This is a genomic window from Streptomyces spororaveus (genome assembly GCF_016755875.1).
Classification (GTDB): domain Bacteria; phylum Actinomycetota; class Actinomycetes; order Streptomycetales; family Streptomycetaceae; genus Streptomyces; species Streptomyces spororaveus.
Genome location: NZ_BNED01000005.1, coordinates 867,721 through 888,352, shown reverse-complemented (window position 1 = coordinate 888,352; position 20,632 = coordinate 867,721). Strand labels below are relative to the sequence as shown.

Here is a 20,632-nt window from a genome sequence, read left to right as displayed (position 1 = left end):
GCGTAGATGCCTCTGAGCATCGCGTTGTTCTGGAACTGGATCGGACGGTCACACGATGATATCGCGCAGGCCCGCGAAGACTGGATGAACGGGTCCCGATTCGGCGAGGTGAAGGGCTACGACGGCCCTCCGATTCCAGCCCCAGAGCTTCCCCCAACCCACCTGAAGACGCGAGGAAGGGTGCGTTGACCTGCTGGTTTGTGCGCGCGAGGGCTGGGTGTGGCAATCGCGCCCGGCCCTCCGGTTTTGGTTTCGCAGGGGAGGCTGTCGAATGCGGGGCGAGAGCCTTCGGAGCCGACGGTCGAGTCTCATGTGTCGCAGGCTGTAACCAGGTTTGGTCGGACGGATGCTGACCTTTTGCTGACTTTACTGACGAGTAGTTAGATCTGGTTGCCGGCTGCGTCGCCGCCTCTTGGTAGTCAAGGGCGATGGTGGTCGCCGCCGGGCCGTCGCCTCCCACCACCCTGGCAGCGAACCCGGCCGGGGTCTGCGATCCATGGGTGAGGGGGGCGGGTTAGTGCGCGGCGGGTGTTGTGCACAAGTGACAAGACATTGCTCGGCCGGTCCTCTTCGCCGGGCGGAGCTGGAAACGTCGTGTGAGAGCGGGAAGCCTACGGCTCCGATGTGACGGGGCGTTCCAGTGGAGTGCCCTCTTTGAGGAATCGGGTGACCGCGTCCATGCGGTCGGAGAATCCGACTGGTGTGTGGTCCGCCAAGAGGTCGAGGTGATCGGCGGGCCAGGCTTGGGGGTTGCCCTTCAGCAGCACGAGGCGCTGGTCGAAGGCGTAGTCCGCGCGCTCGATGCGCTGCACGAGCGACAGAGCATGCTCCAGGCCCTGCTCAGAGCCGCCGACGGCCTGCACCAGGACTGTTCGCTTGGGCAGGTTGATGCGCGCGGTGGGGCGTACCTTGGCGCCGCGGGGGAGCTCCACGGTGGGGCGCCGGTCGTAGGCGATGCGGGCATCGTCGAGGTACGCGTAGAACTGACGCACGAGCTTGCTGTCCCGGTCAGGGGCTGCGAGCCATCGCAGCCCGTCGGTGGTCAGCATCGCACTACTGATGTCCGATACGAGCGTCGCCGCCTGTTGCAGGGGCCGGCGGCCAACGATTCGTCCGTCCACTTCGCTGAGGCGGAATGCGCTGAGTGTCTCGGTCCAGGCGGTCGCTGCTCGGGTTGGGCCCCAGACGTCGACTCCAGCATCGGCCAAGCGAGAAACCATGGTGCCGCCGTCGCTGGCCAAGGGGTCGTCTCCGGACACTCGGAGAAGGACGGTCAGGCCGTCTCCGTCAGCGAAGTACGAGCGTCCTGTGAGTGCGACGGATCCCGGGCGGCCTGCCGGTGCGATGTGCCAGCAGCGCAAGTCCTCGGTGAGGCGAGGGTCGAGGGGGAGGCGCTCATGGGTATTCCTCGAATCCCTCTAGCGTCGGGGCCGGTATCGGCGGCGTGGGCGGAACCCAAACGTAGCCTGCGGAGATGTCCATCTTGCATTCCAGGACGAAGTCCCTGACGACGCGGTCGTACTCTTCGTCCATAGAGGTGAGCGTCGCATTGGCGATCGGGTCGGCGCGTGACGGATGTCGTCCGGGGCGTAGACGTCCCGGTTGCCTCGGTGTTCGCTCCACCTGTGTTTGCGCGTGCGATTGATGAAGTGCTCGCCAGTTTCACGGTCGAGGTGTGTCCCCCGAACATCGAGGCGGCGGAGGACCGTGCGGCTTCCGGAGTGGAGGAGTATCAGGCTGTACTCCCACGGCTTGTCGAGGCCTATTCGGAAGCGGAGGTCGAGGCGGCAGGAGAGATCGGTGCGGACAGAGTGTTTGCCTCGACGTGGATAGGGGAGTACGCGCGACGCGGAGCATTCTTCTGTTTCCGCCGGAACGGAAGGTGGAGAGCGCCTCCGACCTTGCCCCCGAGGATCTTGTCGGCCAGGGCATCGATCATCACGTCGTCAGGGTCCATGCACTCCCCCCTCAGCATCGAGATGACGAACATAGAACCAGCACCCCGGGATTGACAGTGGAACGGATCGACGTCTTGCGTCTTCCTCGAGGTCTTCGGCCACACCGCGCGCGAGCCTCCACCGCTCCAGCAAGCCGCCGGTGGTCTGGGCTCGGTCGACGCGGAGGGCGGTTCCTCTGTGCGTCGGCGCTGGCAGCAACTTGCCGACCGGGTTCGGAAGTCTGCGCAGTCGCCGTGACAGCCGCCGACACCAGAGAGCCGCGCCGTATGGCTCAGCAGATTCTTCGTCCGCTGGTGGTACGCGCGCCACACCCGTCCTGAGCAGGCAAAATGAAGCAATCTACCTTCGATGGCTCGGTACTGGCCCGCATCTGGCCCGGATCGTGGTCGTGGGGGACCCCAGGCCCCGACCTGGGGCCCGACGCCCTCGCGTTGGGGCTCCAGCGCCCGACGGCGGACACGTCACTGACCAGGTCGTAGACCCGGGCGGCGCGGCATCGACCCAGCCGTGCCGGGTGAAGGCGAAATCCGATGTGTCCAGGACCCGCTGGTGCCTATCCACGCCAGGGTCAGGCTGTGCGGTCGGGCCCCGCCCATACTCGGATCCATGAAAGCAAAAGTGCGGCTCGGGGAGTTCTTGCAGACGCGGCGATCCCAGCTGCAGCCGGAGGATCTCGGGATACCCGACTACGGCGAGCGGCGCCGGGTGCAGGGTCTTCGACGCGAGGAGCTGGCGTCGCTGGCGGGTGTCAGCGTGTCCTACTACACCCGGCTGGAACAGGGGCAGTCCCTGAACGCCTCACCGCAGGTGCTGGACGCGATCGCACGGGCCCTGCGGCTGGAGGAAGCCGAGCGCCTGCACCTGCAGAACCTGGCCCGATCCTCGGCCACGGGCTCGGTACGAGGCCGCCGGCCCGCCCCGGAGCGGGTGACGGAGGCGACCGGCCAGCTGCTGGAGGCACTGGTCCACGTCCCGGCCATCGTGACCGGCCGCCGCAGTGACGTCCTGGCATGGAACCGGCTGGGCCATGCGCTGTTCGCCGGACACCTGGACCCGGGCACCCCGGACCGGCCGGCACAGCGGCCCAACATGGCCCGGCTGGTGTTCCTTGATGCGCACACCCGCGACCTGTACGCCGACTGGCCGGCGAAGGCCAGGGCCGTGGTGGGGAATCTGCGCCTGGTGGCGGGCCGGCACCCTGACGACACCGCGCTCCATGCGCTGGTGGGCGAACTGAGTGCGAAGAGCGCGGACTTCGCCTCGATGTGGGCCGACCACCGCGTCACGGCCTGCGCCGTCGCGACCTACGAGATGCGGCATCCGCTGGTCGGCCCGCTGACCGTCACCCAGCAGACCCTGAGCCCAGGCCAGGACCCGGATCAGGGGCAGAGCATCGTGGTCGCCACCACCGAGGCCGACTCGCCCGCGCGGACCACGCTGGCCCTCCTCGCCCAGGTCACCCCGCAGCACGACCCGGCGCGCCCGGGAGTCCGGGCCGCGTCCGGCTGACCCGGCCCACACCATCGGACGCCGCACAGACGTCCGCGAGTGCCCGTCCGTCCCTCCACTCGCCCCGGTACGAGCGGCCACCGGCCGCCCCTCCCTGAAGCCATCCCCAACCCCCGCGCGTCGGCGTACCGCTGCCGCATGCCCGAAAACAGTGAAGGAACCATGTTCAAGAACACGTACACGTGGTCCAAGACCGCCACGGCAGCAGCCGTCGTACTGACCGCGGCAGCGGTCCTCGCGGCCACCCCCGGCGTCGCGTCAGCCCTCTCCGCCCCGCTGAGCTGCGCACGCATCGCCACGCACTTCGACCTGGCCCGGCACCAGACGCCGGAGAACATCGCGCTGGCTCCCGACGGCAGCGCGTACGTCACCTTCGCCGCCGCCCGCCAGGTCGCCCGCATCACCCCCGGGGGATCCACCCGGATCCTGGCCACCCTGCCCGCGCCCGCCGACGGCGGCGTCCACACCCCGGTCCTGGGCTTCGCCCTGACCACCGGCATCGTCCGTGCGCACGACGGCACCCTGTACTTCCTGTACGCCACCGGCACCTCCGAACTGACCGGCTTGTGGCGCCTGCGCCCCGGCGGCGTACCGCAGCGCATCGCCGCGCTGCCCGCGGCCGGCCTGCCCAACGGCCTGGCCTTGGACCCGCGGACCCGGACCCTCTACGTCACCGACTCCGTCCTCGGCACCATTTCGAGCGTGCCCACCACCGGCGGCACCCCGACCATCTGGTCCGCCGCCCCCGAACTGGCCTCCACCGGATTCCTCGGCGCCAACGGGCTGAAGATCCGGGGCGGGGCGCTGTGGGTCACCAACCTCGACCGGGGCGTCGTCCTCCGCATACCCGTCCAGCGCGACGGTCGCGCCGGCCAGGTCCAGACCCGGGCCACCGGCCTGGCCGGGATCGACGACTTCGCCTTCACCGGCCACGGCGACCAGATCCTGGCCGCCCTCAACGGCCCCGGCGAGGTCGCCCTCGTCCAGCCCGACGGCACCCACTCCACCGTCCTGACCGCCGCCGACGGCCTGCAGAACCCCACCTCCATCGCCCTGCGCGGCGACACCGCCTACGTCCTGAGCGCCGCGTACGTCACGGCCAAGGACCCCAACCTCCTCCTGGCCCACCTGAACGGCTAGCCCCAATGTCGTGAGGGTCCATCAGGATTCATGGCACTCGCCACCCGCCGTTGCGGCCGGTGCGACGGTCCCCGCAGCCGACACCACATCGGCCGAGGCGCTGATCGCGGTTCTTGGAAACGTTCGGTGCTTGGCCGCGGCATCGCTACGCCTCCGAGGGTGTGGCCGGCCGCGTCGCGTAACGGTGGCGCATGGCGTCGCTGGCTGCGGGGCCTGCGGTGAAGACGTAGGTGTCGCTGTCGTCGAGCCGGCGGCCGGTCTTGGCGTCGACGACGACGGGCTCGACTTCCTCGCCGCTGTGCGCGTTGACGAGGATCATGCTGCGTTCGGCCGGTGTGAGGCGGGAGTTTCCCCACGCGGCCAGGGCGACGATCACCGGTCGCAGGGAGTGTCCGAGTTCGGTGAGGACGTACTCGTGGCGCACCGGGTTGGTCTGGTAGGGCCGGCGCTCCAGTAGTCCGTCCGCGACGAGGGTTTTGAGCCGGGTGGTGAGCATGCTGGAGGAGATGCCCAGGCTCTCCTGGAACTGGTCGAAGCGGGTGTAGCCGTCGAAGGCGTCGTGGAGGATCAGCAGCGTCCACCACTCGCCGACGTGTTCCACCGTCGTGGACAGCGGGCATTCCCGGTCCTCCAGCCTGATCCGGTTTGCCAAGGCGACCATCCCCTCAGTTACTGCTAAAGTCGAAGTTAGTGACTTCCATTTTAGCAGTAACAAGGGATGGGGCGCCCTCTGCGCCCCGCACCCGGGAACGGAGCACAGCGTTACCGCATCCATCAGCGAATCTCTCGAAGGCCGGCGCGCTCTGGTCACCGGAGGCACCAAGGGCACTGGAGCCGCCATTGCCCGGCGTCTCGCCCAGGCCGGCGCGACCGTACTGGTTACCGCCCGCAGCCGCCCCGACGACGTGGAGGAGAAGGCGTTCATCACCGCCGACCTGTCCACCGCCCAGGGCGCCGCAGACGTAGCCGCCGAGGTGGGGGCCCGCGTGGGAGGCGTCGACATCCTGGTCAACACCCTCGGCGGGTCCGAAGCACCGGCCGGCGGGTTCGCGGCGCTCGGAGAGGACGACTGGGCGAGGGAGCTGAACACGAACCTGCTGGCCGCCGTTCGTCTGGACCGCGCGCTCCTGCCGCACATGATCGCCACGGGCAAGGGCGCAGTCGTGCACGGCACCTCGATCCAGCGCCGCATGCCGCTGTGGAACGGAACTCTGGCCTACGCCGCAGCCAAGGCCGCCCTGACCACCTACAGCAAGGGCCTGGCGAACGAGGTCGCCCCGCACGGCGTCCGCGTCAACACCGTCTCGCCCGGCTTCGTGCAGACCTCCGCCGCCGACAACCTCATCGCCCGGATCGCACAGGAGGCAGACATCACCCAGGAAGCCGCGCTGGGCCGGCTCATGGACTCCCTGGGCGGCATCCCTCTCGGCCGCCCCAACCGGCCCGAGGAGGTCGCCGAGCTCGTCGCCTTCCTCGTCTCCGACCGCGCCTCGGCCATCGTCGGCGCCGAACACGTCATCGACGGCGGCACCACCCCCACCGTCTGAACCCGCCACCACACCGAGGAACGTCATGCACGACAACCAGCCCCGAACCATCACCCCGGACACCCTGCCCGAGGTGATCACCCGCTACCTCACAGCGCACCGCGCCCACGACACCGCAACCGCAATCGCGGCGTTCACCCGCGAAGCCACGGTGATCGACGACGGCAACACCTACGAGGGCACCAAGGCGATCGAGGGGTGGCTCGGCCGATCCGCCACCGAATTCACCTACACCATCCACCTCGCGAACGCTCAGCAGACCGACGCGACCCACTACATCGCCACCCACCACCTCGAAGGCAACTTCCCCGGCGGCACCATCGATCTGCGCTACCAGTTCGCACTCCGTGGCAACCTCATCGAACGCCTTGTCATCGAGCCCTGAGTCCGCTTACCTGTTGCCGCCTGCGCGACAAGCCCCGCTCACCCAGGGGCGCCCCTCCCAGCCGTGCCCAGTATCCGCCCGACCGCCGGGCCAGCCCGCGGTGCTGCCCGCCGGACTGGACGTAGCCGTAGACCTCATGACTGGTCTGGAGCCCGTTCACGACGGGCGGTTCGCTCGTGGAGGTCAGCCGCGTTGAGATACTCGATCGTCGCCTCGGTGTCCGACGTGATCTCGGCGAGCTCCCGGGCAGACGGTCTCACTTGGCTCTGACATCGAAGTCATCAACGTCGACAGGCTCCCGCTCCACTTCGACGCCGAGCTGCCGCGTGTGCCCGGGGCTCGTGACAGCCCGGCTCGAGTGGCACTGGCGTCGGGCCAAAACATCCCGGTCAGTCTGGAAGGGTTGGCCCGGCGCAAAACCTGTGCCGGAACGCGTACCACCTCCGTCGACCGGGAGAGAAGCATGACCATCAAGGACATCGGGCCCGAACCTCAGAGTTTCGACCTCGAGCAGGCGACGCTGGAGAACACCAACTACCGCTCGGTCGCCTGGTCCGGGAAGTACCTCCAGCTGACCCTCATGTCGATCCCGGTGGGCGAGGACATCGGCCTGGAGGCGCACCCGGAGACCGACCAGTTCCTCCGGCTCGACGCGGGTCGCGGCCGCGTTCAGATGGGCAGCACGAAGGACCGCCTCGACTTCGATCAGGAGGTCGAGGACGGCTGGGCGGTCTTCGTACCCGCCGGCACGTGGCACAACGTCACCAACACCGGGGACGAGCCCATCCAGCTCTACGCCGTCTACGCCCCGGTCCACCACGCCCCGGGCAAGATCCACGCAACCTTCGCCGACGCGGAAAGCGACGAAGAGTCGGGCAACGACGAACCCCCGACCTGGTCGGTCCAGCCCACCCACCACCCCGCGGACAAGCACGCCTGACCACCAGTGGGGACCCAGGAGAACAGACGAGGACCAGGTCGCTGACCTGGGCTCCGCTATGGAGCGGATGCCAGACCCGGATCGGCTTCCGGCACACGATCCGCTGACCGGGTCCGGTCGGTCCTCGCGGTATGCACCGCGCGTGGCGCCGGTTGCCGCGCAGTCCTCCCGCGACGACACCGCAAGCCCGGTCCCCCTCACCCAGAGGGAGCCGCCGATCGCCGGCGGCGGCACGCGAGGCGCCATCGCGGCCTCAAGGCGCTGGCCGACGTCGGCGCGGCCCGGGAGGTGCTCGGCGGCGATCGTGGGCGTCGCCACCTCGGGCCGTATCCGCCCCGCACGACCACGTCCACCCGCTGCACCCCGTGCTCCGACCGGGCGGACCCAGTCCGGTCCCAGTCCGGTCCCGGTCAGGGACGGGCCGGGCCGGTTCCCGCGAGCACCTCGGGGCGCAGCAGGGAGGCGAGCCGCTCGGCCGGCAGCAGCCCCCGTTCCAGGACCAGCTCGGCCACACCCCGGCCGGAGGCCAGGGCCTCCTTGGCGATGTCGGTGGCGGCGGTGTATCCGATGTGCGGGTTCAGGGCGGTCACCAGGCCGATGGAGTTCTCGACGGTGGCGCGCAGCATCTCGGTGTTGGCGGTGATGCCGCTCACGCAGCGTTCCGCGAGGGTGAGGCAGGCCGCGCGCAGGTGGGTGACGGACTTGGACAGCGAGTGCAGGATGACCGGCTCGAAGGCGTTGAGCTGGAGCTGTCCGGCTTCGGCGGCCATGGTGATGGTGATGTCGTTGCCGATGACCTCGAAGGCGACCTGGTTGACGACCTCGGGGATCACGGGGTTGACCTTGCCGGGCATGATGCTGGAACCGGCCTGGACCGGGGGCAGGTTGATCTCGCCGAGTCCGGCGCGGGGCCCGGAGGACAGCAGGCGCAGGTCGTTGCAGGTCTTGGACAGCTTGACGGCGACGCGCTTGAGGACGCCGGACATCTGGACGAAGGCCCCGCAGTCCTGGGTGGCTTCGACCAGGTCGGGAGCGGTGACCAGGGGCAGGCCGGTGATGTCGGCGAGGTGGCGGCGGGCGGCTTCGGCGTATCCGGCCGGGGCGTTGAGACCGGTGCCGATGGCGGTGGCACCGAGGTTGATCTCGTGGATGAGTCCGAGGGCTTCCGCGAGCCGGCTGCGGTCCTCGTCCAGCATGACGGCGAAGGCGGAGAACTCCTGTCCGAGCGTCATCGGCACGGCGTCCTGGAGCTGGGTGCGGCCCATCTTCAGGACACCGTGGAACTCGGCGGCCTTGCGGGCGAAGGCGTTCTGCAGGACGGCCATGGCGTCGAGGAGACCGCGCACCGCGAAGACGGTCGCGATCCGCACGGCGGTCGGGTAGACGTCGTTGGTGGACTGGCCGAGGTTGACGTCCTCGTTGGGGTGCAGGTGTCCGTACTCCCCCCTGGAGTGGCCCAGCAGCTCCAGCGCGCGGTTGGCGATGACCTCGTTGGCGTTCATGTTGGTCGAGGTGCCGGCGCCGCCCTGGATCACGTCGACGACGAACTGGTCGTGGAGCTCGCCGCCGCGGATCTCCTGGCAGGCGGCGACGATGACGGCCGCCTTCGTGGGCTCCAGCAGGCCGAGTTCCCCGTTGGCGAGGGCCGCGGCCTCTTTGACGGCGGCGAGGGCGTCGATCAGGTGCGGGTAGGTGGAGATGGGCGTGCCGGTGATGGGGAAGTTCTCGGTGGCGCGCAGGGTGTGGACGCCCCAGTAGGCGTCGGCGGGGACGTCGCGGTCTCCGATCAGGTCGTGTTCGGTGCGGCTGGAGGCGGTCAAGGCGGTCACGGGTGTACGGATCCTCTTCCTGAGGTGAGCGGATCGAAGGTGGGGAGAGGGGCAGGCGGGTGTCAGGCGGTTGCGGTGACGGGGGCGCCGGGCGGGTTCAGGGCCGCTACCGGCCGGATGCCGCCGACGGTCCGGCCGCCACCGGTGACGGGCTCGCCCGTGAACCCGGCGAGCAGCCGGGGCTCGACTCCCGCACGTGCGAGGGCGGCGGCCGTCACTGCCGTACGCGCGCGGTCGGCCCCGTCGGCGACCTTCACGGCGACGGCCCGGCCGTCGGGCAGCGCGGCCACCTGGACGCCCTCGAAGCCGTCCTTGGCCAGCAGCCCGGGCACCGCGCGCATCAGCGCGGCGGTGTCCCGCCCGGTACCGGAGGCCATCTCCGGGTGGAGGCGCAGGGCGTTGGCCACGCGGTGCTCGGCGGTGTCCGGGGCGGCGGTGGCGATGCGGGCGGCGGCGCGGGCCAGGCCGTGCAGGGACACCGCGAACAGCGGGGATCCGCAGCCGTCGACGGTGACGTTCGCGATGTGCTGGCCGGTGAGCTCCTCGACGACCTGGGCGATCGCCCTCTGGAGCGGGTGGTTCGCGTCGAGGTAGCTCTCCGGGGGCCACCCGGACAGCTTGCACAGGTACAGCATCGCCGCGTGCTTGCCGGAACAGTTCTGGGCGAGCCGGGACGGCCCGCGGCCCTCGCGCAGCCAGGCGTCGCGGACGGCCGGGCCGTAGGGCAGGTCGGGGACGTTGCGCAGGTCGGCCTCGGTGAGACCGGCCAGCTCCAGGACCAGCCGGACACCCGCGAGGTGGTGCTCCTCGCCGGAGTGACTGCCCATCGCGAGGGCGAGCAGGGCCCCGTCGAGCGGCAGGCCGGCCCGCACCATGGCGACGGCCTGGACCGGCTTGAGCGCCGAGCGCGGATAGCAGGCGGCCTCGATGTCCCCGATGCTCGTCCGGACCTCGCCCTCGCCGTCGAGGACGGCGACGGAACCGTAGTGGACCCCCTCGATCATGCCGCCCCGCATGACGTGGGCGACGGGGGCGTGCCGGGGCTCGCGGATCGCGGGCGCGTCCGCGGGGAAACTGCTGCGCATCACTGCCTCGTTCTGTGGTGGGTCGCTGCTGACCAGGGGTGGCGACCGGCACCCCCGGGCGCAGGCGGACGGGCCGGCGTCCGGCTCAGCCGTCGCTCCGGGCGGCGGCGCGCGCCACGCGGCCGCGGACCGCGTACCAGCCGGCGACCAGCGCCGCGGCGATCAGCGGTACGCACAGCACGGTGGTGCGCCCCGCGCCTCCGTCGGCGTACATGAGGACCAGGACGGAGGCGAGGAAGGCCAGCGTCACGAGTTCGGTCCAGGGGGAGCCGGGCAGGCGGTAGGAGGGGCGGGTGAGTTCGCCGTCGCGGGTCTTCCGCCAGAAGAGGAGGTGGCAGACCATGATCATGCCCCAGGTGGCGAGGATGCCGATCGCGGCGAGGTTGAGGACGATCTCGAACGCGTCGGCGGGGACCACGAAGTTGAGCCCGACGCCCAGGACGCACATGCCGCTGGTGAGGAGGATGCCGCCGTAGGGGACCTGGGTGCGGCTGAGCCGTGCGGTGAACTGCGGGGCGGAGCCGTTCACGGCCATCGAGCGCAGGATGCGGCCGGTGGAGTAGAGGCCGGAGTTGAGCGAGGACATGGCCGCGGTGAGGACGACCAGGTTCATCACGTCGGCGGCCGCCGGGACGCCGATGTGGGAGAGCACGGTCACGAACGGGCTCTGGCCCGCGCTGTAGCTGCTCCAGGGCATCAGCATCGACAGCAGGACGACCGAGCCGACGTAGAAGAGGCCCACGCGCCACATGATCGAGTTGATCGCCTTCGGCATGATCTCCTCGGGCTTCTCGGTCTCGCCGGCCGTGACGCCGACCAGTTCGACGGAGGCGTAGGCGAAGACGACGCCCTGGATGATCAGCAGCATGGGGAGCAGGCCGTTGGGGAAGATCCCGCCGTTGCCGGTGATCAGGGCGGGGCCGGGGACGGCGCCGTCGACGGGGTGCCGGGTCGCCAGGAGGAAGATCGCGATCCCCATGAAGACGACCAGGGCGCCGACCTTGACGATGGCGAACCAGAACTCCAGTTCGCCGAAGATCCGCACCGAGATGAGGTTCACGGTGAGGACCACGGCCAGGGCTATGAGGGCGATCACCCACTGGGGGACTTCGGAGAACAGGTGCCAGTAGTGGGTGTACGTGGCGACGGCGGTGATGTCGGCGATGCCGGTGGTCGCCCAGTTGAGGAAGTACATCCAGCCCGCGGTGTACGCGCCCTTCTCCCCCATGAACTCACGGGCGTAGGAGACGAAGGCGCCGGAGGACGGCCGGTACAGGACCAGCTCGCCGAGCGCGCGTACGACGAGGAACGCGAAGATCCCGCAGACGGCGTAGGCGATGAACAGGGAGGGCCCGGCGTCGGCGAGGCGTCCGCCCGCGCCGAGGAAGAGCCCGGTACCGATCGCGCCGCCGATGGCGATCATGTTGACGTGGCGGGGTTTCAAGGACTTGCTGTAGCCGGTGTCACCGGCGTCGACGTGACGGGTCGTGGGGCGCTTCTCGTCTTTGAGGAACTGCTCGCTCACGCCTCGGGTCTGCCTTCTGTAGGGGCGGTCGTGCGCTGGGAGCGCACGATGTCGGTAAGGGTCGTCTCGACCCGGAGCAGGTGGTGGGACATGGCCTCCACCGCGTCGTGCTCGCTGCCGTCGGCCAGCGCCTCCAGGATCGCCCGGTGCTCGCAGTTGGACTGCTCGCGCCGGCCGCCCAGTTCGTTGAGGAAGGTCGACTGACGCGCCAGTGCGTCGCGGATCTCCTCGATGACGCGGCGGAAGACGGGGTTGCGGGAGGCCTCGGCCACGGCCAGGTGGAACACGGTGTCCATCGCCACCCACGCGGTGGTGTCGGTCTCCTGCTCCATCCGGTCCAGCAGATGGCCCAGGTGGTCCAGGTCCTCGGGGGTGCGGCGCAGCGCTGCGTACCCGGCGACCGGGATCTCGACGTGCCGGCGCACTTCCAGCAGGTCGCTGGCGGCGTAGTCGCCGAAGGTGGGCTCATCGACCGTGTTCGCCAGGACGAACGTGCCCTTGCCGCTCTTGGAGACGGTCAACCCCATGGCCTGCAGGGCCCGGAGGGCCTCCCGCAGTACGGGTCGGCTGACCTCCAGGGTGCGGCACAACTCGGCTTCCGAGGGGAGCTTGTCGCCCACGGCGTACTCACCGCGCTCGATGGCGCTGCGCAGGTGGCCGAAGACCGCTTCCATGGCACTGACGCGCCGCGGAAGGGGGCCACCTGTCTGGCTGTCTGACAGGTTCACGGTGTGATCCTGGGGGGTCCGCCCCGGGGTGTCAAGGCACCTGTGCCGGGAAAGTCCGGCCCGGCGCGTTTCGCACCGTGCGCGTGTTCCGTCCGGCCGTCCGTGCAGGACCGGTACCTCCGGCGGAGCCCGCGGCAGCCACCAGGGCCCGCAAGACCGGCGCGTCGTCGCCCATCTCCGGGTGCCACTGGACGCCCACGGCGAAGCGGTGCCGGGTGCTCTCGATCGCCTCGACGGTGCCGTCCGCCGCACGGGCGGCGACGACCAGTCCCGCGCCGAGGCGGTCCACCGCCTGATGATGGTGCGTGGCAACGTGGTGCGTCCCCGGCAGCAGGGCGCCGACCCGTGTCCCGGGTACGGTGGTCACGGCGTGGGAGCAGAAGTGGCCCCGATGGGGGTTGTGGCCGTCGTGGCCCACCCGGTCGGGCAGGTGCTGGATCAGGGTGCCGCCCTCGTGTACGTTCATCAGCTGCATCCCCCGGCACACCCCGAGCACGGGTATGTCGCGGGCGAGGCCGGCAGCCAGGACGGCCCGCTCCCATGCGTCGCGCTCGCGCACCGGCGGCCCGGTACGCGGATGGGGCACGGCTCCGTACAGGGCGGGATCCAGATCCTCGCCTCCCGCCAGGAGGATCGCGTCCAGACGCTCGACGACGTCGGCCGCGGCTTCCGGCGCGTCCGGCGGCAGCAGTACGGCGCGGCCGCCGGCCGCCCGGACGCAGTCCGCGTAGGCCGCGGGCAGCACTGCGGCGGGCAGGTCCCACTCACCCCACTGGGCTTGGGCGAGGTAGGTGGTGAGTCCGATGAGCGGTGGCTGGGTCATACCACTTCCTTTCGGGGCATGAGGGGTGACCGTAGACAGCCGCAGTCGAGCCGGCCGCCACCGCCACGGCAGGCGGCGGTGGGTGGCGAGGCGGTGCGGACGGAGGCCACCGGGACGGCAGGGGAGGGGAGTTGGCGGTCCGGGAGCGCAGGCTTGCGTTTTCTTGGCCGCAAGCAAGAATCCTGCTGGCGTTTATCTCCAATCACAAGAAAACAGATCTTCGCGACAGATAAGTGAGCCTTAACTCCGTGCACGGACTCGACCCCCGCCTGCTCGCCACCCTCGAAGCCGTCGTGCGGCACGGCTCCTTCAGTGCCGCCGCACGCGAACTCGGCTACAGCGCGCCCGCCGTCTCCCAGCAGATCGCCGAACTCGAACGCCGCGCCGGCCTCAGGGTGCTGGAGCGGCGACCCGTTCGCGTCACACCGGCCGGCGAAGTCCTCCTCGGCGCGGAACAGGGCGTCCGCAGCACGCTGGCGGCGGCGTCGGTCGAACTCGGCGCCATGCGCGCCGGGACGGCCGGACGGATCCGGCTCGGCGCCTTCGCCTCGGCCGCCACCGGCATCGTTCCGCAGGCGCTGGCCCGACTCCACGCGGCCTACCCCCACGTGCAGGTCAGCCTCAGCCAGCTGGAGCCCGAAGCCGGCTACAACCGGCTCAAGCGGGGGGACATGGACCTGGCGCTCAGCTACGACTACGACTTCATCCCCGTCCCGCCGCCGCGGATGCTGCGCCGGACGCTGGTCGCACGGGATCCGGTGGTGGCCGTCGTCCCGGCGCGCCACCGCCTGGCCGACCGGGAGGTCATCGACCTGGCCAGCCTCGCCTCCGAGACGTGGATCGCCGCTCCGGAGGCCGCGCTGCGCCTGGAACTGCTCTCGCAGATGGCCAACACGCCCGGCTTCCAAGCCCGTCTGCAATACGAGGGGGACGACTTCAACACCGTGCTGGGGTTCGTGGCCGCGGGCCTGTGCGTGGCCGTCATGCCGCGACTCGCCCTGCCCCGCACCCACACCCAGGTGGTGGCACGCCCCTTGGCCGAGCCGCAGCTGACGCGCTTCATCTACGCCGTCCGCATCGACACCCGGCACGCCCCGCGCGTCGTCCTGGACCTGGAGGAGATGCTCGCCGCCCAAGCGCTGGCCGCGCTCGCGTAAGGCGCACGGTGTCCCGGGGCAAGCGGGTGAACGGATCGTGGGGGAACGCGAAAAGCGGCCAACTTGACGGCCGTCGCACGCGCGTAGACCTCACCGGCACGCCGTACTTCCCATCGTGTCCGACTACCGGACACTGTGGCTGAAAGTTAAACTATTGTGTGACAGGCGCACTACGTTTGCCGCGGTTGACGTTCCACCGAGAGGAAACCCCTCATGACCGCAGCCGACAGCGTGCCGGGAACGGCGCACGTCCTCACCGGCTACCGCCCCGAGGACGGCTTCATGGCCGCAGAGCTGGACCCGCCCCCGGCCGAGTACGTATGGCACGACGAGAACGCCGAGCAGCAGGACCAGCGTTACGGCCCGGGAGTCGGCTACCAACAGTGGCTGGCGGTGGACGCTCGCGACGGCGCCGTCTGGTTCGGCGACACCGACTGGCGAGCCCCGCAGGAGTCCCCTGGCAGCCGGCTCCCTGGCATCCCCCGCAGGGCACTCGGCGACGGGAACGTCCCCGACCCCGGCATCATGGTGCAGCTGCTCGGCCACCTGAGCCACGACGAACAGCGCGGCTGTACATGGCGCTTCTTCGACGCCGAGGAACTGCACGCGCTCGCGGTGCGCGTCCTGCCCGCCGTGCAGCGGCTCGTGGACTCGATCCACCGGATCGGGCCCGACGGCGAGCTCGAGTGGTCGGCCGAGGCGGCCACCGCATGGGACGACATCGAACAGGCCGCGACGCCCGCCTTCGACCCCTCCGGGGAACTCCTCTGGCCCAGACCGCGTACCACACCGGTCCCGGCCTGGCGCGTCGAGGTCGGCGCCTTCCTGGCCGCCAACCCCGGGCTGTGCGACCCCTCCTGGGACCTGGCCACGGACGCGGAACTCGACACCTACGCCGACTACAGCCCCCAGAACGGCTACGGCGGCGTACCGGGCCGGATCTGCCGCGACGCCGACCGGCAGATAGAGGACGGCTTCACCTTCTACGGCCACCGCGCCGCCCTGTACGCCTACCGGGCACGGGCCTGCGGCGACCGTACTCCGACAGACGCCCGCGTCTGGCTGGAGACGACGGGGGCCGGGCGGGACACCTGGGAGGCGGCCAAGCCCCTCGGAGCCACCCTCGCCGACGTCCCCGACTGCGTGCTGGTGTCCCTGGCCGAAACGTTTCAGAACGCCGCGCACGAACACGGGCTGGCCCTGACGGGCCTGACCGCCCATCTCCGGCGGCTGCGCGGCGCGGAACGCTCCGCCGTTGACCGGCAACTTGTCCACGAGGGCGAGGAAGTCGAACGCCTCGAAATCATGCTCAAGGACTTTCGAGCCGCACGTAACCGCACCGTGACGCGGATCCTGGCCTGGTCCGACGGACGCGGGGACGCGGAGATCGCCCGCCTGGCCTCCATGCCCGATGCATACGTCAGTGACTGGAGGGCCCGCCTCACCGACGAACAGACCACCATGACCCCCGGACCGTGAAGCACGCGCGGCCACTGCCAGAGCGTCAGGCTCCGGCCTTGCGCTTGTTGTAGAGGTCGAAGCCGACGGCCGCCAGCAGGACCAGTCCCTTTTGGGCTCCTGGTGGTACAGCAGTCGCACTCACGCTGACCTGGGAAAACGGCGCTGCGCAAGGCTCTTGGGTGTGAGCTGGTCCGGATTTTGGTCCAAGCGGTCGTCGGGCGGGGAGGGGACGCCGAGTTCCAGCACACCGTAGGCCACGCACCCGAGTGCGACGGCGAACGGATGCTGCCCGCCCCTCAGGGCCTGGCGCACATGCCCGGCGCGGTCCGGATGGCCTCGTGGAACGTCCGCCAGCGCCGGCTTCCCGCCCCCAGCTCGTCCCACGCCCGCCAGGGCCCCGACGGCCGAGGCCTGCGGGCAGCTGCCTCCCGGGCCCGTGCCGCCTGAGGCTGCTGTGGCTGCCCGGGGCGTGACCATGCCGGGACCCTTGTTGGGGCAGGGTGGCGACGTCGCCGCCCTGCCGCTGTCCGGCGGGGGTCGAAGACGACCGTGGCCGACTGCGCGACCGAGTTCACCTCGACGTCCAGCACCCTCGGCCGGCGGCCCGGCACGGCAGCGACGGTGTTCTGCTGAGTGGCCCGGACCATGCCCCGCACGTCCAAGACCACCGTGCTGCGCTCCTTGCCCCCGTCGCGCGGCTCGGGCCTCCGCGGGTGCCGCATGCCCGTCCACCTCCCCGATCCGACAGCGGGTCCACTCGGCCAGGGCGGCCACCAGGAGCCCGTGGCCGTCGCGACCGCCGCGCAAGGGCAGAGCAGGCGCCCGGAGAGCGGGCGGTGACTCACGTCCGGGCCGGGGCCGTGCCGTATCGATTGCGGATCACGTGCTGCGCTGGTCGTGGGTGTGCCGGCGAAGCTGGTCGGTGTGGCGGGTGAGGGCGTCGATGCGCTCGGCGAGCTCGGCGTCCTCGGGCCGCAGGTGGGGCCGGGTGTCGGCCAGGGGGCGCACGAGGCGGGCGGTGTCGTTGTGGGCGAGGGCCTGGTTCAGGTCGTCTATGGCGCCTTCGGCGTCGGCGGGCAGGCCGGCCAGGGCGGTGATCTGGCCGGCGAGGCGGCGCAGGTCGGCGGCGTTGTCGCGGGCCCAGGTGTCCACGCTGCGGTCGGCGGCCCGGGTGTCGCGGGTGGCCTGGACGCGTTCCTCGCTGGTGCTTCCGGCTTTGCCGGGGCGCCTTCGGAGGTAGCGGCGTTCTGCGGCCTGGCGGCTGGCGACTCCGAGGGGGCCGGCGAGGTCGGCCCAGCTGGCGCCCTGGCCGCGGGCGTTCTCGATCAGGCCGGTTTCCCAGCCGACGAGCTGCTCGCGGACCTCGCGGAGCATCAGCAGCGCGGCCAGGGCCGGGTGCGGGCCCGCGGCTGGTGCCGCTGCCGACGTGCTTGTGGAAGCTTGCTGCGCGTCCTTGACGGCCTGGTTGATGGTCTCCAGTGCCGCGGCGGCGGCCAGGAAGGTGACGGGTGCAGTCGGCTCTGCGGCCTCGGTCATGGCGGTCTCCGTGGTCTGTCATCCTCCAGATGACTGCTTGCTTGTCATCTTTTCGATGACATGTTACAACGGAAGCACGTTGAAGCGCATTGGCAGTTCCTGCCTGAACCAACTGGAGGTGTTTCGCGATGTTGATGCGCACCGACCCGTTCCGCGAGATGGACCGGATCGTCCAGCAGCTTTCGGGTACGTCGGGCACGTGGTCGAAGCCGTCCGTCATGCCCATGGACGCCTACCGCGACGGCGACGCGTACGTCATCGCCTTCGACCTCCCCGGAGTCAGCACCGAGGCGATCGACATCGACGTCGAGCGGAACATGCTCACGGTGAAGGCCGAGCGCCGGCCCGTGGAGAAGTCCGACGGCGTGCAGATGGAGCTCTCCGAGCGCCCTCTCGGTGTCTTCTCCCGCCAGGTCATGCTGGCCGACACCCTCGACACCGAGCACATCGAGGCGGACTACGACGCGGGTGTCCTGACCCTGCGGATCCCGATCGCCGAGCGTGCCAAGCCTCGGAAGATCGCCATCGGCGGCGAGTCCGGCCGCAAGCAGATCTCCGGCTGACCAGGCCGGCACCGGCGACGGAGGACGGGGAACCCGATCCCCCTCCGGCACCCCGTCCTCCGCACCCCCTGGCCCTTCCACCCCTCCCACGGAGGTGACGTGAGATGTCGATGCGCCGGGAAGCGTTCCTGGACCATGTCCAGGAACGCGGCGAGTACCGGACCCGGGAAGAAGCCGAACGCGCGGCCCGCGTCGTCCTCGCCCTGCTGGGCGCCCACCTCGTCGGCACCGTGCGGGCCGAGCTCGCCGCCCGGCTCCCCGAGACCTACGCCCTGATCCTCCTCAACCCCCTGCAGGCCGCGGAGCCGCTCTCCCCCGAACGCTTCGTCCGCGCGACCGCAGCCTGGATCGAAGGCGCCACCGAGACGACGGCCCTGTGGGACATCGGCGCGGTCCTCTCCACCGTGGCCGCCGCAGCCGGAGACATCCTCATCCGGGACGTCCTGCTCCAGCTCCCGCCCGGCTACGACCTCCTCTTCGGTCACCCCCAGCCCACCTGACCGGCCGACACCACCGGCCGGACACCGAACCAGCGACGAGAAAGGCAACCGCAGCACCATGTACGACCAGCCTCGACCGCACCAGGCCCACCCCGCCATGACGTTCGACCAGATGCTGGAACGCGTGCGCCACGAAGGCGCCTACCCCACCCGCGAACGCGCAGAAGAAGCCGTCCGCACCGTCCTGGCCGCCCTCGGCCGCCAGCTCGTCGGAGACGAACGCCTCGACCTCGCCCAGGCCCTGCCCGTCGAAGCCGCCCTGGCCCTGACCGCCCAGATCCCCGCCACCGAACGGCTCACCGGCTGGAGCTTCATCAAGGACATGGCCGCCCGCGCCGGCACCAGCCCGGCCGTTGCCCGCTGGGACACCGGCGCCGTACTCGCCGTCGTCACCCGCCTCACCGGCCCCGACCTCCTCACCCGCGTCCTCCACCAACTCCCCACCGGCTACGCACTCCTCTTCGGCCAGGCCGAACTTCGCCAGCCACAGCCCGCAGTGTGATGCGGTGGTTGCAGGAAAGCCCAGACCGGCACCCCGGGCCGGCTCTCAAGGCCGCAGGTGCCGCAAGGTGAACTCCGGCGTTGCGGTGCGGCGCCCGGCTCGGGTTCAGGCCGGGCGAGCGTGAGACGGGTCCGGGCCTTCATCAGCCCGCCCGCCTCCCACCACGTCCTCATTCGCGAGCACCGTACGACGGCTTCCGCAGCCGCCCTCGTGACCTGTCATGGAGCCACCACCCGGACCGTACGGCCCTGCCACTGATTGCGTCCGGCTGTTCCCTTCCTGGCATACGTCGGCGTGTTGGGTGCAGACGCGATCCGAGGCGCGGCCGTTGGTACATTTGGCCGATTATGAAGCCGCTCGGTGCATCCCCGTGGTAGCCGAGTTGCGGGCAGTGACCAAGAGGCGCGACCTGCCCGCCTACCGGTGGGTGTGCGAGCAGGTGGACGCGATGATCTCCGCCATCGGCAACGATGCGGAGGCCGTCGAGCGCCACGCCCGCCTGGGCCTGGCCGTCGCACGCCGGTACCGGCGGACCGATGACGGAGCGCCGGTCCAGGTCTGGTCCTGCCACGGCGCCGCAAACCAGCAATGGGTGTGGAACCTCAAGCTGTAGCCGTGCCCACCCCGATTTCGGTCTGCCGAAGCAGGGCCTACGGTCAGGAACGGATGGCGGCCCTCAGGCGCAGCGCCGAGGAGCCCCGGCTCATCACCGGGACCACGCGGGCGGCGGGACGGTTCGGGGCCGTCGCCACAACAACGGCAGTGCTCCCCCGACTGGTTCGAGCGCCTACCAGCGAACTACTTTAGCCGTGTACGCACCCACCACGACGCAGAACACCCGTCTGGGCGATGGACGCTCACGAGGCTGACCCGGCCTGTCGGGCCGGGGCGGGCGACGCAGCCGGGATCGGTAGGCTGCCGACGGAAAACCCCGCACGTTGCTGCGCCGGCAGCGCTCCGTACTGAATGCTGCCGGCGGCGTTAGGCTCAAGCGATGTCGGTGAGGACCTTGCTCGATGCGGGTGGGTGATGCCCGGCTGTGGAAGAACGCGGCCGCGTGGGTCAGGAAGGCTGCGCAGGTGGATCGTCGCGCGGGGGCACTTGATCGGGGCGTTCTACGGGGTCCAGGGCCCTGGGACCAGTCGCCCGCACACCGACGACGCCGCGACCTACGAGGTCGCCTACGACCCCAGGGAGACCCGGCACTTCACCTTCGGCTCAGGTGGCCACTTGCGGCACGCCCTGGCGAAGGCGGGGACGCACCTCTGGTCGGCCACCGTCTCCGCGTGCGTGCTGAGGGCGGTGCCGTCGCTCAGGGGCCGAGCCCTGAGAAGGGCGGCCTCCACCAGGTCGGCCAGGGTGTGCTCCATGGCCGCGAACCAGAGGCTCTCCTTGGCCTGATGGCAATTAAGCGAAGCTGACTCCCGTGACATCCGTTACGGCA

Annotated in this window: 22 protein-coding genes and 1 pseudogene; 13 read left to right on the top strand and 10 right to left on the bottom strand. The window is 70.4% G+C overall.

Features of this window, described 5'->3' with window-relative positions:
* Positions 1-18 precede the first annotated feature (18 nt).
* A pseudogene (locus Sspor_RS40290) lies at positions 19-189 on the top strand (pirin family protein); the annotation flags it as partial.
* A gap of 422 nt (positions 190-611) precedes the next feature.
* Here Sspor_RS40290 and Sspor_RS06775 read toward each other — a convergent pair.
* Both Sspor_RS06775 and Sspor_RS06770 read right to left on the bottom strand, forming a co-directional pair.
* Positions 612-1,241 carry a hypothetical protein gene (locus Sspor_RS06775; protein ID WP_202198248.1) on the bottom strand — a complete coding sequence of 210 codons (630 nt, stop codon included), beginning with the start codon at positions 1,239-1,241 and terminating at the stop codon, positions 612-614.
* A gap of 154 nt (positions 1,242-1,395) precedes the next feature.
* Complete coding sequence (locus tag Sspor_RS06770) at positions 1,396-1,533, bottom strand: hypothetical protein (protein WP_202198247.1); 138 nt, start codon at positions 1,531-1,533, stop codon at positions 1,396-1,398.
* A gap of 35 nt (positions 1,534-1,568) precedes the next feature.
* Between Sspor_RS06770 and Sspor_RS06765 the strand changes: the two genes are divergently transcribed.
* The 3 genes from Sspor_RS06765 to Sspor_RS06755 all read left to right on the top strand — a co-directional run bounded on the left by Sspor_RS06765 (position 1,569) and on the right by Sspor_RS06755 (position 4,607).
* Positions 1,569-2,012 carry a hypothetical protein gene (locus Sspor_RS06765; protein ID WP_202198246.1) on the top strand — a complete coding sequence of 148 codons (444 nt, stop codon included), beginning with the start codon at positions 1,569-1,571 and terminating at the stop codon, positions 2,010-2,012.
* Positions 2,013-2,564: 552 nt separating this feature from the next.
* A complete protein-coding gene (locus Sspor_RS06760; protein ID WP_202198245.1) occupies positions 2,565-3,467 on the top strand; it encodes a helix-turn-helix domain-containing protein in 903 nt (300 codons plus the stop codon).
* A gap of 162 nt (positions 3,468-3,629) precedes the next feature.
* Positions 3,630-4,607: a hypothetical protein gene (locus tag Sspor_RS06755; RefSeq protein WP_202198244.1), complete on the top strand. Its 978-nt coding sequence runs from the start codon at positions 3,630-3,632 to the stop codon at positions 4,605-4,607.
* Positions 4,608-4,752: 145 nt separating this feature from the next.
* Here the strand turns inward: Sspor_RS06755 and Sspor_RS06750 are convergent, their stop codons facing one another.
* Positions 4,753-5,268 carry a winged helix-turn-helix transcriptional regulator gene (locus Sspor_RS06750; protein WP_198944777.1) on the bottom strand — a complete coding sequence of 172 codons (516 nt, stop codon included), beginning with the start codon at positions 5,266-5,268 and terminating at the stop codon, positions 4,753-4,755.
* Positions 5,269-5,380: 112 nt separating this feature from the next.
* On the opposite strand from Sspor_RS06750, the gene Sspor_RS06745 reads away from it, so the two are divergent.
* The 3 genes from Sspor_RS06745 to Sspor_RS06735 all read left to right on the top strand — a co-directional run bounded on the left by Sspor_RS06745 (position 5,381) and on the right by Sspor_RS06735 (position 7,479).
* Entirely contained in the window at positions 5,381-6,154 is a 774-nt protein-coding gene (locus Sspor_RS06745) for an SDR family oxidoreductase (RefSeq protein ID WP_202203514.1), read from the top strand.
* A 25-nt stretch (positions 6,155-6,179) separates the two neighbouring features.
* Positions 6,180-6,539, top strand: coding sequence for a nuclear transport factor 2 family protein (locus tag Sspor_RS06740; RefSeq protein ID WP_202198243.1), 360 nt, complete (start codon positions 6,180-6,182; stop codon positions 6,537-6,539).
* A 463-nt stretch (positions 6,540-7,002) separates the two neighbouring features.
* On the top strand, positions 7,003-7,479 hold the full coding sequence (locus Sspor_RS06735; protein WP_073796633.1) for a cupin domain-containing protein: 477 nt from the start codon (positions 7,003-7,005) through the stop codon (positions 7,477-7,479).
* Positions 7,480-7,889: 410 nt separating this feature from the next.
* Here the strand turns inward: Sspor_RS06735 and aspA are convergent, their stop codons facing one another.
* The 5 genes from aspA to Sspor_RS06710 all read right to left on the bottom strand — a co-directional run bounded on the left by aspA (position 7,890) and on the right by Sspor_RS06710 (position 13,469).
* A complete protein-coding gene (gene aspA / locus Sspor_RS06730) occupies positions 7,890-9,299 on the bottom strand; it encodes an aspartate ammonia-lyase (RefSeq protein ID WP_202203513.1) in 1,410 nt (469 codons plus the stop codon).
* 71 nt (positions 9,300-9,370) lie between these two features.
* On the bottom strand, positions 9,371-10,393 hold the full coding sequence (locus Sspor_RS06725; protein WP_202198242.1) for an asparaginase: 1,023 nt from the start codon (positions 10,391-10,393) through the stop codon (positions 9,371-9,373).
* Positions 10,394-10,478: 85 nt separating this feature from the next.
* Complete coding sequence (locus tag Sspor_RS06720; protein ID WP_202198241.1) at positions 10,479-11,918, bottom strand: amino acid permease; 1,440 nt, start codon at positions 11,916-11,918, stop codon at positions 10,479-10,481.
* Positions 11,915-12,646, bottom strand: a complete 732-nt coding sequence (locus Sspor_RS06715; protein WP_073796630.1) for a FadR/GntR family transcriptional regulator — start codon at positions 12,644-12,646, stop codon at positions 11,915-11,917. The genes Sspor_RS06720 and Sspor_RS06715 overlap by 4 nt, the downstream gene beginning before the upstream one ends.
* A 31-nt stretch (positions 12,647-12,677) precedes the next feature.
* Positions 12,678-13,469 carry a gamma-glutamyl-gamma-aminobutyrate hydrolase family protein gene (locus Sspor_RS06710; protein ID WP_202198240.1) on the bottom strand — a complete coding sequence of 264 codons (792 nt, stop codon included), beginning with the start codon at positions 13,467-13,469 and terminating at the stop codon, positions 12,678-12,680.
* Positions 13,470-13,717: 248 nt separating this feature from the next.
* Between Sspor_RS06710 and Sspor_RS06705 the strand changes: the two genes are divergently transcribed.
* Together Sspor_RS06705 and Sspor_RS06700 are read left to right on the top strand one after the other, a co-directional pair.
* Positions 13,718-14,626 carry a LysR family transcriptional regulator gene (locus tag Sspor_RS06705; protein ID WP_031156599.1) on the top strand — a complete coding sequence of 303 codons (909 nt, stop codon included), beginning with the start codon at positions 13,718-13,720 and terminating at the stop codon, positions 14,624-14,626.
* A 213-nt stretch (positions 14,627-14,839) separates the two neighbouring features.
* Positions 14,840-16,105: a hypothetical protein gene (locus Sspor_RS06700; protein WP_202198239.1), complete on the top strand. Its 1,266-nt coding sequence runs from the start codon at positions 14,840-14,842 to the stop codon at positions 16,103-16,105.
* A gap of 861 nt (positions 16,106-16,966) precedes the next feature.
* Here Sspor_RS06700 and Sspor_RS06695 read toward each other — a convergent pair.
* Positions 16,967-17,623, bottom strand: a complete 657-nt coding sequence (locus tag Sspor_RS06695) for an HSP18 transcriptional regulator (protein ID WP_202198238.1) — start codon at positions 17,621-17,623, stop codon at positions 16,967-16,969.
* 128 nt (positions 17,624-17,751) lie between these two features.
* Here Sspor_RS06695 and Sspor_RS06690 point away from each other — a divergent pair, with 128 nt between their 5' ends.
* The 4 genes from Sspor_RS06690 to Sspor_RS06675 all read left to right on the top strand — a co-directional run bounded on the left by Sspor_RS06690 (position 17,752) and on the right by Sspor_RS06675 (position 19,801).
* The gene (locus Sspor_RS06690) at positions 17,752-18,186 is read left to right on the top strand and encodes an Hsp20/alpha crystallin family protein (RefSeq protein ID WP_202198237.1); all 435 of its coding nucleotides are present in this window, start codon (positions 17,752-17,754) and stop codon (positions 18,184-18,186) included.
* Between the two features lie 104 nt (positions 18,187-18,290).
* Positions 18,291-18,686: a DUF2267 domain-containing protein gene (locus Sspor_RS06685; RefSeq protein WP_202198236.1), complete on the top strand. Its 396-nt coding sequence runs from the start codon at positions 18,291-18,293 to the stop codon at positions 18,684-18,686.
* Between the two features lie 58 nt (positions 18,687-18,744).
* Entirely contained in the window at positions 18,745-19,188 is a 444-nt protein-coding gene (locus Sspor_RS06680) for a DUF2267 domain-containing protein (protein WP_202198235.1), read from the top strand.
* A 391-nt stretch (positions 19,189-19,579) separates the two neighbouring features.
* On the top strand, positions 19,580-19,801 hold the full coding sequence (locus Sspor_RS06675) for an RICIN domain-containing protein (RefSeq protein WP_202198234.1): 222 nt from the start codon (positions 19,580-19,582) through the stop codon (positions 19,799-19,801).
* A gap of 568 nt (positions 19,802-20,369) precedes the next feature.
* Here Sspor_RS06675 and Sspor_RS06670 read toward each other — a convergent pair.
* On the bottom strand, positions 20,370-20,558 hold the full coding sequence (locus tag Sspor_RS06670) for a hypothetical protein (protein WP_202198233.1): 189 nt from the start codon (positions 20,556-20,558) through the stop codon (positions 20,370-20,372).
* Positions 20,559-20,632 lie beyond the last annotated feature (74 nt).

Excerpts from the sequence above, each read along its gene's own strand:
- Sspor_RS06735 (WP_073796633.1), top strand. The coding sequence starts at position 7,003 with ATGACCATCAAGGACATCGGGCCCGAACCTCAGAGTTTCGACCTCGAG.
- Sspor_RS06695 (WP_202198238.1), bottom strand. The coding sequence starts at position 17,623 with ATGACCGAGGCCGCAGAGCCGACTGCACCCGTCACCTTCCTGGCCGCC.
- Sspor_RS06750 (WP_198944777.1), bottom strand. The coding sequence starts at position 5,268 with ATGGTCGCCTTGGCAAACCGGATCAGGCTGGAGGACCGGGAATGCCCG.
- Sspor_RS06770 (WP_202198247.1), bottom strand. The coding sequence starts at position 1,533 with ATGGACGAAGAGTACGACCGCGTCGTCAGGGACTTCGTCCTGGAATGC.
- Sspor_RS06725 (WP_202198242.1), bottom strand. The coding sequence starts at position 10,393 with ATGCGCAGCAGTTTCCCCGCGGACGCGCCCGCGATCCGCGAGCCCCGG.
- Sspor_RS06685 (WP_202198236.1), top strand. The coding sequence starts at position 18,291 with ATGTCGATGCGCCGGGAAGCGTTCCTGGACCATGTCCAGGAACGCGGC.
- Sspor_RS06680 (WP_202198235.1), top strand. The coding sequence starts at position 18,745 with ATGTACGACCAGCCTCGACCGCACCAGGCCCACCCCGCCATGACGTTC.
- Sspor_RS06755 (WP_202198244.1), top strand. The coding sequence starts at position 3,630 with ATGTTCAAGAACACGTACACGTGGTCCAAGACCGCCACGGCAGCAGCC.
- Sspor_RS06700 (WP_202198239.1), top strand. The coding sequence starts at position 14,840 with ATGACCGCAGCCGACAGCGTGCCGGGAACGGCGCACGTCCTCACCGGC.
- Sspor_RS06760 (WP_202198245.1), top strand. The coding sequence starts at position 2,565 with ATGAAAGCAAAAGTGCGGCTCGGGGAGTTCTTGCAGACGCGGCGATCC.
- Sspor_RS06690 (WP_202198237.1), top strand. The coding sequence starts at position 17,752 with ATGTTGATGCGCACCGACCCGTTCCGCGAGATGGACCGGATCGTCCAG.
- Sspor_RS06740 (WP_202198243.1), top strand. The coding sequence starts at position 6,180 with ATGCACGACAACCAGCCCCGAACCATCACCCCGGACACCCTGCCCGAG.
- Sspor_RS06710 (WP_202198240.1), bottom strand. The coding sequence starts at position 13,469 with ATGACCCAGCCACCGCTCATCGGACTCACCACCTACCTCGCCCAAGCC.
- Sspor_RS06670 (WP_202198233.1), bottom strand. The coding sequence starts at position 20,558 with ATGGAGCACACCCTGGCCGACCTGGTGGAGGCCGCCCTTCTCAGGGCT.